This is a genomic window from Pseudomonas sp. B1(2018), from assembly GCF_003097365.1.
Classification (GTDB): Bacteria; Pseudomonadota; Gammaproteobacteria; order Pseudomonadales; family Pseudomonadaceae; genus Aquipseudomonas; species Aquipseudomonas laurylsulfatiphila.
Genome location: NZ_PYUK01000005.1, coordinates 61,956 through 79,327 on the forward strand (window position 1 = coordinate 61,956; position 17,372 = coordinate 79,327).

At 61.1% G+C, this 17,372-nt stretch carries 16 protein-coding genes; 7 read left to right on the forward strand and 9 right to left on the reverse strand.

Annotated features, from left to right (window positions below):
* Positions 1–145: 145 nt before the first annotated feature.
* Together zwf and gnd are read right to left on the reverse strand one after the other, a co-directional pair.
* Positions 146–1,660 carry a glucose-6-phosphate dehydrogenase gene (gene zwf / locus C9422_RS09280; protein WP_116580429.1) on the reverse strand — a complete coding sequence of 505 codons (1,515 nt, stop codon included), beginning with the start codon at positions 1,658–1,660 and terminating at the stop codon, positions 146–148.
* Entirely contained in the window at positions 1,657–2,637 is a 981-nt protein-coding gene (gene gnd, locus C9422_RS09285) for a phosphogluconate dehydrogenase (NAD(+)-dependent, decarboxylating) (RefSeq protein WP_116580430.1), read from the reverse strand. The genes zwf and gnd overlap by 4 nt, the downstream gene beginning before the upstream one ends.
* A 273-nt stretch (positions 2,638–2,910) precedes the next feature.
* Here gnd and C9422_RS09290 point away from each other — a divergent pair, with 273 nt between their 5' ends.
* The 3 genes from C9422_RS09290 (at position 2,911) to C9422_RS09300 (ending at position 5,392) form a co-directional block, all read left to right on the forward strand.
* A complete protein-coding gene (locus C9422_RS09290) occupies positions 2,911–3,093 on the forward strand; it encodes a DUF6026 family protein (RefSeq protein WP_007970071.1) in 183 nt (60 codons plus the stop codon).
* A gap of 199 nt (positions 3,094–3,292) precedes the next feature.
* A complete protein-coding gene (locus C9422_RS09295) occupies positions 3,293–5,029 on the forward strand; it encodes a phosphoethanolamine transferase CptA (protein ID WP_116580431.1) in 1,737 nt (578 codons plus the stop codon).
* Between the two features lie 153 nt (positions 5,030–5,182).
* A complete protein-coding gene (locus C9422_RS09300) occupies positions 5,183–5,392 on the forward strand; it encodes a hypothetical protein (protein WP_007970116.1) in 210 nt (69 codons plus the stop codon).
* A gap of 470 nt (positions 5,393–5,862) precedes the next feature.
* Here C9422_RS09300 and C9422_RS09305 read toward each other — a convergent pair whose 3' ends face one another.
* The 3 genes from C9422_RS09305 to zapE all read right to left on the reverse strand — a co-directional run bounded on the left by C9422_RS09305 (position 5,863) and on the right by zapE (position 8,187).
* Entirely contained in the window at positions 5,863–6,354 is a 492-nt protein-coding gene (locus C9422_RS09305) for a GNAT family N-acetyltransferase (protein WP_116580681.1), read from the reverse strand.
* Positions 6,355–6,471: 117 nt separating this feature from the next.
* Positions 6,472–7,053, reverse strand: coding sequence for a DinB family protein (locus tag C9422_RS09310; protein WP_116580432.1), 582 nt, complete (start codon positions 7,051–7,053; stop codon positions 6,472–6,474).
* A gap of 15 nt (positions 7,054–7,068) precedes the next feature.
* Entirely contained in the window at positions 7,069–8,187 is a 1,119-nt protein-coding gene (gene zapE / locus C9422_RS09315; RefSeq protein WP_116580682.1) for a cell division protein ZapE, read from the reverse strand.
* A 158-nt stretch (positions 8,188–8,345) separates the two neighbouring features.
* On the opposite strand from zapE, the gene C9422_RS09320 reads away from it, so the two are divergent.
* Positions 8,346–9,398, forward strand: coding sequence for an aldo/keto reductase (locus C9422_RS09320; RefSeq protein ID WP_116580433.1), 1,053 nt, complete (start codon positions 8,346–8,348; stop codon positions 9,396–9,398).
* A 116-nt stretch (positions 9,399–9,514) separates the two neighbouring features.
* Here the strand turns inward: C9422_RS09320 and speB are convergent, their stop codons facing one another.
* Positions 9,515–10,474 (reverse strand): agmatinase, encoded by a 960-nt coding sequence (gene speB / locus C9422_RS09325; protein WP_116580434.1) that lies wholly within the window; start codon positions 10,472–10,474, stop codon positions 9,515–9,517.
* A gap of 21 nt (positions 10,475–10,495) precedes the next feature.
* Entirely contained in the window at positions 10,496–11,587 is a 1,092-nt protein-coding gene (locus tag C9422_RS09330) for a polyamine ABC transporter substrate-binding protein (RefSeq protein WP_116580435.1), read from the reverse strand.
* Positions 11,588–11,688: 101 nt separating this feature from the next.
* On the opposite strand from C9422_RS09330, the gene C9422_RS09335 reads away from it, so the two are divergent.
* From C9422_RS09335 to C9422_RS09345, 3 genes are all read left to right on the forward strand, one after another.
* Positions 11,689–12,579 carry a LysR family transcriptional regulator gene (locus C9422_RS09335; protein WP_116580436.1) on the forward strand — a complete coding sequence of 297 codons (891 nt, stop codon included), beginning with the start codon at positions 11,689–11,691 and terminating at the stop codon, positions 12,577–12,579.
* Between the two features lie 164 nt (positions 12,580–12,743).
* A complete protein-coding gene (locus tag C9422_RS09340; protein ID WP_116580437.1) occupies positions 12,744–13,850 on the forward strand; it encodes an enoyl-CoA hydratase/isomerase family protein in 1,107 nt (368 codons plus the stop codon).
* Between the two features lie 3 nt (positions 13,851–13,853).
* The gene (locus tag C9422_RS09345) at positions 13,854–15,005 is read left to right on the forward strand and encodes an acyl-CoA dehydrogenase family protein (protein ID WP_007970104.1); all 1,152 of its coding nucleotides are present in this window, start codon (positions 13,854–13,856) and stop codon (positions 15,003–15,005) included.
* 212 nt (positions 15,006–15,217) lie between these two features.
* Here the strand turns inward: C9422_RS09345 and C9422_RS09350 are convergent, their stop codons facing one another.
* Together C9422_RS09350 and C9422_RS09355 are read right to left on the reverse strand one after the other, a co-directional pair.
* Positions 15,218–15,991 carry an enoyl-CoA hydratase gene (locus tag C9422_RS09350; protein WP_116580438.1) on the reverse strand — a complete coding sequence of 258 codons (774 nt, stop codon included), beginning with the start codon at positions 15,989–15,991 and terminating at the stop codon, positions 15,218–15,220.
* Between the two features lie 127 nt (positions 15,992–16,118).
* Entirely contained in the window at positions 16,119–17,246 is a 1,128-nt protein-coding gene (locus C9422_RS09355; protein ID WP_116580439.1) for an acyl-CoA dehydrogenase, read from the reverse strand.
* Positions 17,247–17,372: the final 126 nt, after the last annotated feature.

The window sequence follows — 17,372 nt, forward strand, 5'->3', positions numbered from 1 at the left end:
ATTATCCGAGGTGGTGCCAGACATTATGCGGTGAGCTACTGGCTGTAGCCCCCCTCCCCTGTGGGAGAGCTTGCTCGCGATGGCGGCGGCACATTCACATCCAAGTGCCTGACAGACCGCTATCGCGAGCAAGCTCGCTCCCACATTATCCGAGGCGGTGCCAGACGCGACCGTCACGGGTGAGCAATTCTTCGCCGGCCTTCGGGCCGTTTTCCCCGGCGGCATAGCTCTGCACGCTAGCGTCCTGCTGCCAGGCATCGAGGAACGGCTGCACGGCGCGCCAGCCGTTCTCGATGTTGTCGGCGCGCTGGAACAACGTCTGATCGCCTGTCAGGCAATCGTAGATCAGGGTTTCGTAGCCCGTGGACGGCTGCATCTCGAAGAAGTCCTTGTAGGCAAACCCCAGCTCGATGTTGTCCATTTTCAGGGCCTGACCGGGACGTTTGGCCAACAGGTCGAACCACATGCCTTCGTTCGGCTGGATCTGGATGCGCAAATAAGTCGGCTGCAGTTCATCGACCTCGGTATCGCGAAACTGCGCATAGGGTGCCGGTTTGAAACAGATGACGATCTCGGTGTCACGCACGCTCATGCGCTTGCCGGTGCGCAGGTAGAACGGCACCCCGACCCAGCGCCAGTTATCGATCATGACCTTGAGGGCCACATAGGTTTCGGTATTGCTGTCGGGTGCGACCTTGTCTTCCTGGCGATAGCCCGGCAGCGCCTTGCCGTCGATTTCACCCGCGGCGTATTGACCGCGTACCGAGTTGGCGCGGGCCTCCTCGACCGTCCAGGGCCTGATCGCGCCGACGACCTTGGCTTTCTCGCCGCGCACCGCATCGGCGCCGAACGCGGCGGGAGGTTCCATCGCCACCATCGCCAGCAACTGGAACAGGTGATTGGGCACCATGTCCCGCAGCGCGCCCGTGTGCTCATAAAAGCTGCCACGGGTTTCCACGCCGACGGTTTCAGCGGCGGTGATCTGCACGTGGTCGATGTAGTGATTGTTCCAGAACGCTTCGAACAGGCTGTTGGAGAACCGGCTGACCAGAATGTTCTGCACGGTCTCTTTGCCCAGATAGTGATCGATCCGGTAGATCTGCTTTTCCGTCATCACCTTGAGCAGGCAGGCATTCAAGGCCTCGGCCGTTTGCAGGTCGGAGCCGAAGGGTTTTTCGATCACCACCCTCCTGAAAGCCTCGGGGGTTTCTTCCAGCAAACCGGCAGCACCGAGTCGGCGCGCCACCTCACTGAAGAAACGCGGCGCGGTGGCCAGGTAGAACACCGCATTGCCGGTTCCGCTGTCGGCGATTTTCGCCGCCAGCGCTTGATAAGTGCTGTCGTCCAGGAAATCGCCCTGGACGTAGCTGATGCCTTTGGCAAGTTTGGACCAGACCGCTGGATCAAGGGTGTGATCACCCTTGCCAGCCATCTCGTTTCGAATGAAGTCTTCGAGCTTTTGCGCAAAACCTTCATCGCTGATGGCGTTGTGGTCAACGCCGATGATCCGCAGTCCATCCCCGAGCAGCCCGTTGCGCTTGAGGTTATACAGCGCCGGCACCAACAGACGCTTGACCAGGTCGCCATGGGCGCCAAACAGAAACAGCGTCGTTGCGGGTGCCGGTTCAGCCTTGGATTTCCTGCGGATCACGTGGGTCATTTTTTCGAGGTCTCCACATGGCCGCCGAAGCCGAAGCGCTGGGCCGAGAGAACCTTGTCGCCAAAGGTGCCCTGGCCGCGCGAGCGGTAGCGGGAAAACAGCGAGTTCGACAGCACCGGCACCGGCACCGCTTGCTCCATCGCCGCCTCGATGGTCCAGCGACCTTCACCGCTGTCGGCCACCGACCCGGAGAAACCGTCGAGCTTCGGATCACTGGCCAGGGCGTCGGCCGTCAGGTCGAGCAACCACGAGGACACCACGCTGCCACGACGCCAGACTTCGGCGATGTCGGCGACGTTCAGGTCGAAACGCTGGTCTTCTGGCAGGCTCTCGCTGTTTTTGGTTTGCAGGATGTCGAAGCCTTCGGCGAAGGCCTGCATCATTCCGTATTCGATGCCGTTGTGGATCATCTTCACGAAATGCCCGGCGCCGGCTGGACCGGCGTGAATGTAGCCACGCTCGGCACGGTCGTCGTCGGACTTGCGGTCCTTGGTACGCGGGATGTCACCCATGCCCGGGGCCAGGGTTGCGAACAGCGGGTCGAGACGCTTAACGGTCGCGGCATCGCCGCCGATCATCATGCAGTAGCCACGCTCCAGGCCCCAGACGCCGCCGGATGTACCGACGTCGATGTAATGCAGGCCTTTTTCCGACAGGGTTTTGGCCCGGCGGATATCGTCCTTATAGAAGGTGTTGCCGCCGTCGATGATGGTGTCGCCGGCTTCGAGCAAGGTGCTCAGGGTGTCGATGGTCTCTTCGGTCGGTGCGCCTGCCGGCAGCATGACCCACACCGCACGTGGTTTGGTCAGGCCAGCGACCAGCGCCGGCAGATCGGCGACGCCGGTGGAACCCTCAGCGGACAGGGCTTCGACAAAGACGGTATTGCGGTCGTAAACAACGGTGGTGTGCCCGTTGAGCATCAGGCGCCGCGCAATATTGCCGCCCATGCGGCCCAGTCCAATAATCCCGAGTTGCATGTGCTGATGCTCCCTACTACAAATAAAATGTGTGTCAAAGGTTATAGCCCAACGCGACTCATGAGGTTAGTCCAGAGCGTTGGCGTGAAGTTTCCGGGCATTGTGCCCGATCCTGATGGATAACGTCGGGAATCAAGCCGAAGACACAACGACAATGAAAAATAAAAAAGTTCCCTTCGGGAGCAAAAGAAATCAAAATTGGCGCCGATAGTAGATCAGCCGTTAATTTCGACGCGGCTCTACAGTTGAGACACGCCATTTGCGAGGTGAGCAATGGGCACAGTACATACCGCACTGCCAGCACAAACCCTTTACGTCACTATCCGTCGCGATGAATTGCGTCAGTTGAAGGACGAACGCGATCAATTGAAACAGGAGCTGGCGCAGTTGCGACTGCTGCTGCAAACGGGTCAGACGCAGCCCCTGGCTGCGGTGCAACGCGCCCCACTCGCCTGATTCCCCCGTCTCTAGCGGGAGCAGTCTGCACTGCTTCCGCACCGGCTCACGCCCTGCCGTCTCCGGCAACTCACGAAATTTTCACAATTGTCTCACGATAATTACAAGTTCCAGGCCGCCCGGTTCCGTGCGGCCCTTGTTCGTCGTCCGCGATCTCCAAGTCCCGGCGGTGGTAGTGAATTCTCGGCTGGAGCGCTGAATGTCTTTGTTCGAACGCAGCAAAACGACTGCGGCAGGTTTTGATTGGGCCGGATTCGTCTGGCTGTTTGTATTCTTCTGGTACTTTTCCGGCATCACCCAACTACTGATCCAACTGACGGGCACCTCCGGGTTTACCGGATTCCGCCAGGCCTTCGTCATGAGCGCGATCTGGCTGGCGCCGATGCTGCTGTTCCCCAAACAGACCCGTGTCATGGCCGCCGTGATCGGCGTCGTACTGTGGGCGTGCTCCATGGCGAGCTTGGGCTACTTCTTCATTTACCAGCAAGAATTTTCCCAGAGCGTCATCTTCATCATGTTCGAGTCGAACGTGGCTGAAGCCGGTGAGTACATGACCCAGTACTTTGCCTGGTGGATGATCCCGGCGTTCCTGGCCCACAGCGCATTTGCCTATTTCCTGTGGACTCGCCTGCGCCCGGTGTACCTGCCCCGTGGCAAGGCCATCGCGGCAGCGGTGGCCATTGTCGTGGCGGTGGTCGGTTATCCACTGATCAAGCAAACCTCGCGCACCGGCAGTTTCGCCGAAGGCTTCGACAAGTTCGAAACGCGCATCGAGCCGGCGGTGCCATGGCAGATGGCCGTGGCCTATCACCGTTACCTGGAAACCCTGGCCGGCATGCAGGACATGCTCAACAGTGCCAGCAGGATTGCACCGCTGCGCAACCTCAAGGACGCCATGGCCAATACGCCTGCCACCCTGGTGCTGGTGATCGGCGAGTCCACCAACCGTCAGCGCATGAGCCTGTACGGTTACCCACGGCAAACCACGCCGGAACTGGACAAGCTCAAGGATCAACTGGACGTTTTCGACAACGTCATCACCCCGCGCCCCTACACCATCGAGGCGCTGCAACAGGTCCTGACCTTCGCCGACGAGGAAAACCCGGACCTGTACCTGTCGACGCCATCGCTGGTCAGCATGATGAAACAGGCCGGTTACAAAACCTTCTGGATCACCAACCAGCAGACCATGACCAAGCGCAACACCATGCTCACGACCTTCTCCGAACAGGCCGACGAACAGGTGTACCTGAACAACAACCGCAACCAGAACGCCGCGCAGTACGACGGCGACGTGATCGAGCCGTTCAACAAGGCCCTGGCCGACGCGGCGCCGCGCAAACTCATCGTCGTGCATCTGCTCGGCACGCACATGAGCTACCAGTACCGCTACCCACAGGCCTTCGACAAGTTCCAGGACCGCAGCGGCGTTCCGGCCGGCGTACGTGACGATCAGGTGCCGACGTACAACAGCTATGACAATGCCGTGCTGTACAACGACTTCGTGGTGTCCAGCCTGATCAAGGACTACGCCAGAACCGATCCGAACGGCTTCCTGCTGTACCTCTCCGACCATGGCGAAGACGTGTTCGATTCCGCGGGTCACAGTACCCTGGGGCGCAACGAGAACAAGCCGACGGCTCCGATGTACACCATTCCGTTCATGGCCTGGGCTTCGCCGAAATGGCGGGCAAGCCATGACTGGAACCTCGCCGGCGATCTGTCGCGTCCTTACAGCAGCTCGCATCTGATCCACACCTGGGCAGATCTGGCAGGCCTGAGCTTCGACGAACTCGATCGCAGCAAGAGTGTGGTCAGCGACAGTTTCAAGGCCCGGCCATTGATGATCGGCAACCCCTATGAGCGAGAGCAGCGGGCGTTGATCGACTTCAGCCTGATGAAGCCGAAAACGTCACCCGCAGTCGTTCAGCAGTAATCCTTTCAGGGGCCGATTCCGGCCCCTTTTTCATGGCAAGGCCAGCGGTGAAATCCATTCCCATTTAAGCGAATCGGCGGATAATGCCATTTCGACACTGCTTCATTGATTCATGGACGAAAGGCATCCGACAACTTTAGTGGGAGGCATACCATGAAACGCACCGCCGTGATCCTCGCCGGCCTGATGGCGCTGGGTTCGACCAGCGCATTCGCCGAAGGTGGAGCCGAACGCATGCGCTATTACTTCGAAAGTCTGCGACTGGCCCAGCAAGCAGCCCTCGGCCATCCGATCCCGAGCATCGGACTACGGGTGCCTGACGATCAAACCGCACAAATGACGGAAACCTACAGACCGAAATGATCCTCTGACTGCGGCTCCACAGTCGCAGAAGAACGTTTGGGCGTCCTGATGGACGCCCTTTTTTTGGGTTCTTCACGCATTCCCAGGACACTGACACTGTAGGAGCCAGCCTGCTGGCGATGGCCCCAAGTGCGCCGCGTTCATCCCGCTCACCCGCGTCATCGTTAACGACCATCGCAGGCTGCGCCAGCTCCTACATTGACCGCGTACACCCGTGATCAAAGCGCGTACACCAATCCCGTAGGAGCTGCCGAAGGCTGCGATCTTTTGACGTTGACGCCAAAGCGACCGCTGAAAATCAAAAGATCGCAGGCTGCGCCAGCTCCTACATCGACCGCGTACACCCGTGATCAAAGCGCGTACACCAATCCCGTAGGAGCTGCCGAAGGCTGCGATCTTTTGACGTTTGAAGATCAAAAGATCGCAGGCTGCACGCGGAAAGTGAAAAACCCAAAAAACGTTCTGTCGAGTTAGAGGCTCTTGGTCCAGAACAGCATGCGTCCATGGGCCGGGTCGAACATGCCGGCGGCGAAACCGGCTTTTTCATACGAGCCCTGCGCCACGGCATTGCCTTCCAGCACTTCCAGGGTGAGCTTGCAGCAACCCCGCTGACGCGCGATGTCCTCGACCTTTTGCAGCATCTTCTGGCTCAGGCCCAGGCCGCGAAATTTTTTCACCACCGACACGTCGTGCACATTGACCAACGGCCGGCAGGCAAAGGTCGAGAACCCCTCGAAGCAATTGATCAGCCCCGCCGGCTCGCCCCCGACAAAAGCCAGCACACTGAAAGCGTGGGGACGCCTGGCAAGCTCTGCCGGGAGTTGCTCCAGGACATGGGCCGGCAACGGCTGGCCGCCCCCCATCGGGTCCTCGGCGTAGTGGTTCAACACCAGACAAATAGCCTCGGCATGCACCGGATTGGTGTAGCTGGCCTGAAGCACAAGAATTTCTGCGGAGTCCATTTCCATCCTCGATCACACATGAAGTAGCCCCCAGCATGTATTTCACGCTGAAGTGCCGGCGGACCATAGCGCGAGCACCCGGGTATCGACAATCACCACCGCGCAATTCTTTGCCGTTCAAGCGCCCCAGATCAGTGCTTCCGTCCACCCCAGCTCGGCAAAGTCCTCGGCCCGCAAGTGCGACTCGCCGGCGCAGAAAAACTCGTCGAGTTGCGGCGGCTTGACCGAGGTGCCGCTGAGCATGGCGTGGACCTGACCGCGATGATGGATCTGGTGTTCGAACAAATGGGACAGCAGGCGCAAACGGCTGTCGTGTTGCGGCGTGTCGCGGGCGATGGTCACGATTTTGCCGAGGCTGGCGTCGCGCAGCTGCTCGCAGTAAGCGATCAATCGACGGTCGACATGGGCCTGTTCACGAACCAGGTCCGACGCGATGAGGCAGGGTTCGTCTTCCTTGAAAAACACCCGGTAATCGGGGTGCGGATCATCGCCGCGCATTTCGCGCTCCAGCGCATCCACATAAAACCAGTCGCAGGTGAGGATGTGGTTGAGGGTCGCGCGGATGCTGGGGAAGAAGCTGACCCGCGCGGCGATCAACTCCTGTGGGCTCAACTGCCTCCAGGCCTTGGCCAGTCGGTGGTTGGCCCAGGCGTTCTGATAAGCCATGGTCAGCAGGTGATGCGACAGGGGCTGATTCATGTGTGCTGCTCCCGATCAGACTTCGGCAAACCGTTGCAACTGCATTTCCTGCAATCGACTGAGGGTGCGGCGGAACGGAAATTCCAGGTAACCCTCGGTATAAAGCGCTGCCATCGGCACTTGCGCCTCAAGGTACAGCGGCACCTTGCGGTCGTAGCACTCGTCCACCAGCGCGATGAAACGTCTTACGCCGTCGTCATGCACCGACAATTGCGGCAGCTCGCGGTCCCCCGCTTCCACCCGCTCGACACCGTCCTCGGTACCGCGGGCGATGCGCCCGGCACGTTTTTGCGCGCTGAGGTTGGGTACGTCCCCCAACAGAATAGCGCCGTAGGTATCGCACAGGGCGATGAAATCCATGGCCGCGAAGGGTTGCTCGCACAGCGCGGCGTAGCGGGTCCAGAGCACGGTCGGGCTGGCCTTGACCACCTCCAGCGAGCGGTAACCGACCGGGACCGGCTCGCTCGATGCCGACTGGCCGGCGCTCAACGCCTGGAACACTTCGCCCAGCGCACCGGGCGTGCCCGGCTCGGCCACCCAATAGCGCTGGGAAGCAGCCCCCGGATGCAGGCGATGGTCTTCCCCGCCATCCACCGCGATCACCTGCATGTGTTGCTTGATCGCGGCGATGGCGGGCATGAAACGGTCACGATTGAAGCCGTCGGCGTACAACTGGTCCGGCGGCAGGTTGGAGGTGCAGACCACCACGACGCCCTGCTCGAACATCACCTGGAACAGGCGCCCGAGAATGATCGCGTCGCCGATGTCATTGACGAACAACTCGTCGAAACACAGCACGCGCACTTCTTCGGACAACTCACGGGCCAACGCCTTGAGCGGGTCGGCGGTGCCGGTCAGTTGAAACGAACGCTGGTGCACCCAGCCCATGAAGTGGTGAAAGTGCTGGCGCCGCGCCGGTACTTGCAGGCTTTGGTAGAACTGGTCCATGAGCCAGGTCTTACCCCGCCCCACCGGCCCCCACAGGTACACGCCGGAAACGGCTGAGCGGCCTTCATGCAGCGCTTCGTGGCATTTTTGCAGCGCCCACACGGCATGCTCCTGGGCCTCGTCCTGGACGAAGCCCTTTTGCTCGATCGCGTGCTGCCAGGCGCTTAAGGGGGATTCGATAGTCATGGGCGGCAGTATGCCATTGCGCATGGATGTCGTGACCGGCGATCGGCGGTTTTATGCAGGAAAGAAATGCACCTTGACGATTTAAATGATAGGCATCATTTTTTATACATGTCATGCATCATCTATAAATCCTGCCATCACCCCTCTGGAGTTATCCCATGCATTACAAAGTTTTCGGCCGTAAAACCGGCTTGCGAGTGTCCGAACTGGCCTTGGGCGCCGGTAATTTCGGTACCGGCTGGGGCCATGGCGCCGAGCGTGACGAAGCCAGGCGCATTTTTGATGGCTACCTGGAAGCCGGCGGCAACTTCATCGACACCGCCAATGGCTATCAGGGCGGGCAGTCCGAGGCCATGCTCAGCGAATTCATCCAGGCGGAACGGGATAGCCTGGTCATCGCCACCAAATACACCCTGGGGACTACACCGGCGGCCGGTATTTCCCACACCGGCAACAGCCGCAAGAACATGGTACGCGCCGTCGAAGAGAGCCTGAAACGACTGAAGACCGATCACATCGACCTGTTCTGGGCCCACATGAGCGACGGCGTCACCCCCATGGAAGAGATCCTGCGCGGCTTCGACGACCTGGTCAGTGCCGGCAAGATCCACTACGCCGGGCTGTCGAACTTCCCCGCGTGGCGCATCGCCCGCGCCGACCTGCTGGCCGAAGTACGTGGCTTTGCGCCGATCGCTGCGATCCAGGTCGAGTACAGCCTCGCCGAACGCACCGCCGAGCGCGAACAGCTGCCGATGGCCGAAGCCCTTGGCCTGGCCGCGACGCTGTGGTCGCCCCTGGGTGGCGGCTTCCTGACCGGTAAATATCGCAACAGCCAAGGCGACAACCGCGCGAACAAGCTCGGCGTGCTGATTCATGCTGAAAAAAGCGCCCGCGAAACCGCCCTGCTCGACACCTTGATCGACGTCGCCGCCGAACTCGACGCCAGCCCGACCCACGTGGCCATTGCCTGGTTGCGGGAAAAGGCCAAACGCTCGACCACGGCGCTGATTCCGATCCTCGGTTCGCGGACACGTGAACAGTTGGACGCCACGTTGGGGGCGCTGGATGTGCAGTTGAGTGCTGAGCAAATGGCGCGACTGGACGGCGGCAGTGAAGTGGCCAAAGGCGTGCCGCACGAATCCATCTCAGGTTCGTTCGCGCGGTTCAGCGGTGGTCAGGTCCTCGACCTGCCAATCGTTCCAGTGGCCTGACACCAATCCAAACTGTGGGAGCGGGCTTGCTCGCGAAGGCGTCGTATCAGTCGACATTGGTGTTGAATGACACACCGCTTTCGCGAGCAAGCCCGCTCCCACATTTCGACCGCGTACTACTTATCGACCTTGTGTCTTGCCGCATACAGACACAACATCTCCATCGCCAGCGTCGCGGCCGCCAGTGAGGTGATCTCCGCACTGTCATAGGCCGGCGCCACTTCCACCACGTCCATGCCCACCAGGTTGATTCCGCGCAGGCCGCCGAGGATCTCCAGCGCCTGCACCGTGCTCAGGCCGCCGCACACCGGTGTTCCGGTACCTGGAGCGAATGCCGGATCGAGGCAGTCGATGTCGAAGGTCAGGTACACCGGGTTATCGCCGACCCGCGCGCGAATCGCCTCGACAATCGCTTCGCAACCACGGCGATGCACCTGTCGCGCATCCAGCACTTGAAAGCCCTGATGATCGTCATTGGTGGTGCGCAAGCCGATTTGCACCGACCGCGACGGGTCGACCAGCCCTTCCCTGGCCGCGTGCCAGAACATGGTGCCGTGGTCGATGCGCTTGCCCTCTTCGTCCGGCCAGGTGTCGCTGTGGGCGTCGAAGTGGATCAGCGACAATACCCCGTGTTTGCGGGCATGGGCCTTGAGCAGCGGATAAGTGATGAAATGGTCGCCGCCAAAGGTCAGCATGGCCGTGCCGGCGTTGAGGATGTGCTCGGCGTGGGCCTCGATGCATTCCGGCGTCGATTGCGGCGAACCGTAATCGAAATTGCAATCGCCGAAATCGATCACCGCGAGATGGTCGAACGGATCGAAGGCCCACGGCCAGTGCCGCTCCCAGGCGATCCCGGCGGAGGCGGCGCGAATGCCCCGTGGTCCGAAGCGTGCGCCGGGGCGGTTGCTGGTGGCGGTGTCGAACGGCACACCGCTGACCGCCACGTCGACCCCGCGCAAGTCACGGCTGTAGCGGCGACGCATGAAACTGGTGATGCCGGCGTAGGTACTTTCGGCGGCCGTGCCGTAAAGGCTGTCACGGGTAAGGGCTTGATCGTTTTGCATCGGGACGTCCATTGAAGGCTCCTTGTCTTTTTCTTACTGGCGGCTACGAAAAGTGGTCCACAGGCGAGTGCGCTGACGCAGGTCCTTGAGGTTCATGCTGCGGTCGGCGTACAGCCGCTCGCGCACATCGGCCAACGGATAGATGTCCGGGTCGGTGCGCACCGCTTCATCCACCAGGGGCGTGGCGGCCTGGTTCGCCGTGGCGAAAAACAGGGTGTTGGTCAGCGCCGCCACGGACTCGGGGCGCAACATGAACTCGATAAAGGCACGGGCGGCTTCGGGGTGCGGCGCATCCTTTGGAATCGCCAGGTTGTCCTGCCAGACGAGGGTGCCCTCCCGGGGAATCCGGTAGGCAATTTCATAGGGTTTGTTGGCTTTGCGCGCCTGGTCGGCAGCCATGCTCGCGTCACCGTTGTAGGTCAACGCCAGGCACACGCTGCCATTGGCCAGGTCGCTGATCTGCCGCCCGGTGGCGACGTACAACACGTTCGGCTGCAGCTGATGCAGCAACGCCTCGGCAGCTGACAGATCGTTCTTGTCGGTGCTGTAGGGATCTTTACCCAGGTAATGCAGAGCGAGCCCGATCACCTCCTGGGGCGAATCGAGAATGGCGATGCCGCAATCCTTCAACTTGCTCGCGTACTCGGGTTTGAACAGCAGATCCAGGCTGTTGAGCGGTACGTCCGGCAAGCGCTGCTTGAGCGCCTCGACGTTCATGCCCAAACCCAGGGTGCCCCAGGTATAAGGCACGCCATAGCGGTTGCCGGGATCGACGGCGGCGAGCTTTTCCAGCAAATCCGGATCGAGGTTGGCGTAACCCTTGAGGCCTTCGTGGGGAATCGGTTTCAGCGCCCCGGCGGCAAGGCCCCGGGCCAGCACGCTGGAGGACGGCACCACCACGTCATAACCGCTGCCGCCGGTGAGCAACTTGGTCTCCAGCACTTCCGAAGAATCAAAGGTGTCATAGCGCACATGAATGCCGGTTTCCTGCTCGAACCGTTGCAGGGTTTCGGGGGCGACGTAATCGGCCCAACTGTACAGATTGACCACCTTGTCCTCGGCCTGGGCCGATGCGGCCATGGCAAGGAATAACGCGGGTAAACACAGCTTGAACATGGGAGCCATGACGAACACCTGACCAGAGGAAGTGGTTGCAGGATGCGTCGTCGGATACATTGGTGAAATATCAAGTTAATTAACCTGACTTTATGACGGAGTAATGTTTGATGCTCGGCCAACTGCATGATCTGGACCTGCACCTGTTGCGTCTGTTTGTCAGCGTGGTGGAGTGCGGCGGTTTCAGCGCCGCCCAGGGCCAACTGGGGTTGAGCCAGTCGAGCATCAGCCAGCAGATGGCCAAGCTGGAAACCCGCCTCGGCTATCGGCTGTGCAGTCGCGGTAAAGGCGGGTTCAGGATCACGCCCAAGGGCGAACAACTCCTCAGCGCCACCCGTGGACTGTTCGAGTCCATCGAAGCCTTCCGCCATCAGTCCAACGGCGTCGCCGGGCGCTTGATCGGCGAAGTGCGCCTGGGCCTGTCCGAGGCGCTGGATCAATCGGTGTTGCAGCGGGTGGCCGAGGCGATCCGGCGCTTTCGTGAACGGGACGAGTCGGTGCGCATCGAGCTGATCAGCGCCATGCCCGGCGAGATGGAGCGCTTGCTGCTGCAACAGCGGCTGGACCTGGCCATCGGCTACTTCTCGCAGGTGCAAAGCGCGTTTGACTACCGCGAACTGTTCATTGAAACCCAGCACCTGTATTGCGCCCCCGGCCATCCGCTGTTCACCCACGCGAACCCGGACGATCAGGACCTGCAAGCCTGCGACCGGGTCGGTCACCCCTACCGTTTCCTGCGCAGTGACGAGCCCTTTCAGGGCGAGCGGTGTTCGGCCCGTTCGGAACAGGTCGAAGGCACCCTCGCCTTCATCCTGTCCGGCAAGCACATCGGTTATCTGCCCAGCCACTTTGCCCGCACCTGGGAAGACAAGGGATTGCTGCGGTCGGTGCGCAGCGACATGAGTTTCGACGTCGCGTTTCACCTGGCCAGGCACCGGGCACAGGTGGCCGGGGATGCGCAGAAGGCCTTCGAAGAGGATCTGCTCGCGGCGTTTACCTGAATCCGCCGTGGTCTACGCTGTAACAATGCCGGACATCTACATGCAAAAATGCACAGACAACCTGCACTTATCCGGCTTGTATAAGGCAAAATTGCACTGATACGATCCGCCATCGCTCGCGCGCGAGCATCTCGATAAAGAACAATAAAAGCAGGGAGTTAGTGATGACTGCTCAGGTTACATCGAAGGGGACGCTGTCCATGGATGCCATGCAAAACGAAGTGCTGGCCGAGGTTCGCAACCACATCGGTCACCTGACCCTCAACCGCCCCGCCGGCCTCAATGCCCTGACCCTGGACATGGTGCGCAACCTGCAGCGCCAGCTCGACGCCTGGGCCCACGACCCGCACGTGCATGCGGTGGTCCTGCGCGGTGCCGGCGAAAAAGCCTTCTGCGCCGGCGGCGACATTCGTTCGCTGCATGACAGCTTCAAAAACGGCGACACCCTGCACGAAGATTTCTTCGTCGAGGAATACGCCCTCGACCTCACGATCCACCATTACCGCAAACCGGTGCTGGCGCTGATGGACGGTTTTGTCCTCGGCGGCGGCATGGGCCTGGTGCAAGGCGCAGACTTGCGCGTGGTCACCGAAAAAAGCCGCCTGGCGATGCCGGAAGTCGGCATCGGCTATTTCCCGGACGTCGGCGGCAGCTACTTCCTGCCGCGCATCCCCGGTGAACTGGGGATTTACCTGGGCGTCAGCGGCGTGCAGATTCGCGCCGCCGATGCGCTGTATTGCGGCCTGGCCGACTGGTACCTCGAAAGCGCCAGGCTGGGCACACTGGACGAAAAACTCGACCAGCTCGAATGGCACGACACGCCGCTCAAGGACCTGCAGGGCCTGCTGGCAACACTCGCCGTGCAGCAACTGCCCGACGCACCGTTGAGTGCGTTGCGTCCGGCCATCGACCACTTCTTCGCCCAACCCGACGTGCCGAGTATTGTGGAGCAACTGCGCCAGGTCACGGTCGCCGACAGCCATGCGTGGGCCGTCACCACCGCCGACCTGCTGGAAACCCGCTCGCCGCTAGCCATGGGCGTCACTCTGGAAATGCTCCGTCGCGGACGCGAGCTGCCCCTTGAACAATGTTTCGCCCTTGAGCTTCACCTGGACCGCCAGTGGTTCGAGCGCGGCGACCTGATCGAAGGCGTGCGCGCCTTGCTGATCGACAAAGACAAGACACCACGCTGGAATCCGCCCACTCTTCAGGCGCTGGACGCCGAACACGTGGCGAGCTTCTTCAGCGGGTTTGACCGGAACGAGGGCTGAGCCATGCACGATATCGAATTGAGCGAAGAGCAAGTGATGATCCGCGACATGGCCCGGGATTTTGCCCGTGGCGAAATCGCGCCCCACGCCCAGGCCTGGGAAAAGGCCGGCTGGATCGATGACGGCCTGGTGGCGAAAATGGGTGAGCTGGGCCTGCTGGGCATGGTGGTCCCCGAGGAATGGGGCGGCACCTATGTCGACTACGTGGCCTATGCGCTGGCGGTAGAGGAGATTTCCGCCGGCGACGGCGCTACCGGCGCCTTCATGAGCATCCACAACTCCGTGGGCTGCGGGCCGGTGCTCAACTACGGCAGCGAAGAACAGAAACAGACCTGGCTGGCGGACCTGGCCAGCGGAAAGGTCATCGGCTGCTTCTGCCTGACCGAACCCCAGGCCGGTTCCGAAGCGCACAACCTGCGCACCCGCGCCGAACTGCGCGACGGCCAATGGGTGATCAACGGCGCCAAGCAATTCGTCAGCAACGGCAAGCGCGCCAAGCTGGCGATTGTATTTGCCGTGACCGATCCGGACCTGGGCAAACGCGGCATCTCGGCGTTCCTGGTACCGACCGATACCGCCGGTTTTATCGTTGACCGCACTGAACACAAAATGGGTATCCGCGCGTCCGACACCTGCGCCGTCACCCTGAACAACTGCACCATCCCCGAAGCCAATCTGCTGGGTGAACGCGGCAAAGGCCTGGCCATCGCCCTGTCCAACCTCGAAGGCGGTCGTATCGGCATCGCCGCCCAGGCGCTGGGCATCGCCCGCGCGGCGTTCGAAGCGGCGCTGGCCTATTCCCGTGACCGGGTGCAGTTTGGCAAGACGATCAACGAACACCAGAGCATCGCCAACCTGCTGGCCGACATGCACATGCAGCTGAACGCCGCACGGTTGATGATCCTGCACGCTGCGCGCCTGCGCACGGCCGGCAAGCCCTGCCTGTCGGAGGCGTCACAGGCCAAGCTGTTTGCGTCGGAAATGGCGGAAAAGGTCTGCTCGTCCGCGATTCAGATTCATGGCGGGTATGGGTATCTGGAAGATTATCCGGTGGAGAAGTACTACCGGGATGCGCGGATCACGCAGATCTACGAAGGCTCGAGCGAGATTCAGCGGATGGTGATTGCCCGCGAACTGAAGAATTACCTGGTTTAAAGCAAAAGATCGCAGCCTTCGGCAGCTCCTACACAAAGCCCTGTAGGAGCTGCCGAAGGCTGCGATCTTTTGGCTGTAAACTGGTTTGAAGCCTTAAAGGCATCGCTGGCAAGCCAGCTCCCACAGTGTTCTCGGTTGTTCACCCATGTTGTGTACACCCCGGACCCTGTGGGAGCTGGCTTGCCAGCGATAGCGTCAGCGAAGACGCCGCATTACTTACCGACGAACGCCGCCTCACGCTTGGCAATGAACGCCGCCATGCCTTCCTTCTGATCCTGCGTCGCAAATGCCGCATGGAACACCCGACGCTCAAAGCGCACGCCTTCGGCCAGGCTCACTTCAAAGGCACGGTTGACGCTTTCCTTGACCATCATCGCAATCGGCAGCGACTTCCTGGCGATCAACGCCGCGACTTTCAGCGCTTCATCCAGCAGCTCATCGCTTGGCACGATCCGCGCCACGATGCCGCAACGCTCCGCTTCCACGGCATCGATCAAACGCCCGCTCAGGCACATTTCCATGGCCTTGGCCTTGCCCACGGCGCGGGTCAGGCGTTGGGTGCCGCCCATGCCCGGCAGCACGCCGAGGTTGATTTCCGGCTGGCCGAACTTGGCGTTGTCGCCAGCCAGGATGAAATCGCACATCAGCGCCAGCTCACAGCCGCCACCCAGGGCAAAACCGTTGACCGCCGCGATGATCGGCTTGCGGCGGTTGGCGACGCGGTCGCTGTCGCTGAACAGGTCGTCGAGGTAGATCTGCGGGTAGGTCAGCTCGGCCATTTCCTTGATGTCGGCACCCGCGGCAAACGCCTTTTTCGAACCGGTCAGGACGATACAGCCGATGTTCGCATCCGCCTCGAAACCATCGAGGGCCTGGTTCAGTTCGCTGACGATCTGCGCGTTCAACGCGTTCAACGCCTGAGGACGGTTGAGGGTGATCAGGCCAACGCGGCCGTGGGTTTCCAGCAAAATCGTTTCGTAGCTCATAAACAACTCCTGTTTCACATTAGGCCAGATCCCTTGTAGGAGCTGCCGCAGGCTGCGATCTTTTGACGTTGATTTTAAAGATCAAAAGATCGCAGCCTGCGGCAGCTCCTACAGAGGGCCTGCTTTTTTATAGGTTGCGCGAAATGACCATGCGCTGAATGTCGCTGGTGCCTTCGTAGATCTGGCACACCCGCACGTCGCGGTAGATCCGCTCCAGCGGGAAGTCGTTGAGGTAACCATATCCGCCGAGGGTTTGCAGCGCCGAAGAGCATACCTTCTCGGCCATTTCCGAGGCGAACAACTTGGCCATCGACGCCTCGACCAGGGCCGGCTTGCCACTGTCGCGCAGGGCGGCGGCGTAGTGCACCATTTGCCGCGCCACGGCGATCTGGGTGGCCATGTCCGCCAGGCGGAACGCCACGGCCTGATGCTCGATGATCGGCTTGCCGAAGCTCTCGCGCTCACGGGCGTAATCACGGGCCGCTTCAAACGCGGCACGGGCCATGCCCACTGATTGTGAAGCGATGCCGACGCGACCGCCTTCCAGGTTGGCCAGGGCGATCCTGTAGCCTTCGCCCTCCTCGCCCAAACGGTTGGCCACCGGCACTTTCACGTCTTCGAAGAGGATCTGGCAGGTGTCGGAAGCGTGCTGGCCGAGCTTGTCCTCGACCCGCGCGACTTTATAGCCCGGCGAATCGGTCGGTACGATAAACGCGCTGATGCCACGCTTGCCCGCGTTCGGATCGGTCACCGCAAACACGATCACCACCCCGGCATTCTGCCCGGAGGTGATGAACTGCTTGCAGCCGTTGAGCACGTAGTGATCGCCTTCCAGGCGCGCACGGGTTTTCAGGCCGCTGGCGTCGGAACCGGCCTGGGGCTCGGTCAGGGCGAAAGCGCCGAGCATCGCGCCGCTGGCCAACGGCTTGAGGAAGCGCTCCTTCTGCTCGTCGTTGCCGTAGTGGAGAATCGGCACACAACCCACGGAGTTGTGCACGCTCATGATGGTCGAACAGGCGCCATCGCCGGCGGCGATTTCTTCCAGCGCCATGGCGTAGGCCAGGTAACCGGTGTCGCATCCGCCCCACTGCTCCGGCACCAACATGCCGAAGAAGCCCAAACCGGCCATCTCACCGATGGCTTCCTTGGGGAAGCGGTGTTCGCGGTCCCACTCGGCGGCGAAGGGTTTGAGCCGTTCCTGGGCAAAATCCCGGGCCATGTCGCGGATCTGTTGCTGGTCGTTATTGGGGATCATGGTGAATCCTTGAATCTGGTTACGACGCAGAACCCTGTGGGAGCGAGCTTGCTCGCGATGAGGCTGTGTCAGTCAACACTATTGCTATCTGACCCACCGCTATCGCGAGCAAGCTCGCTCCCACAG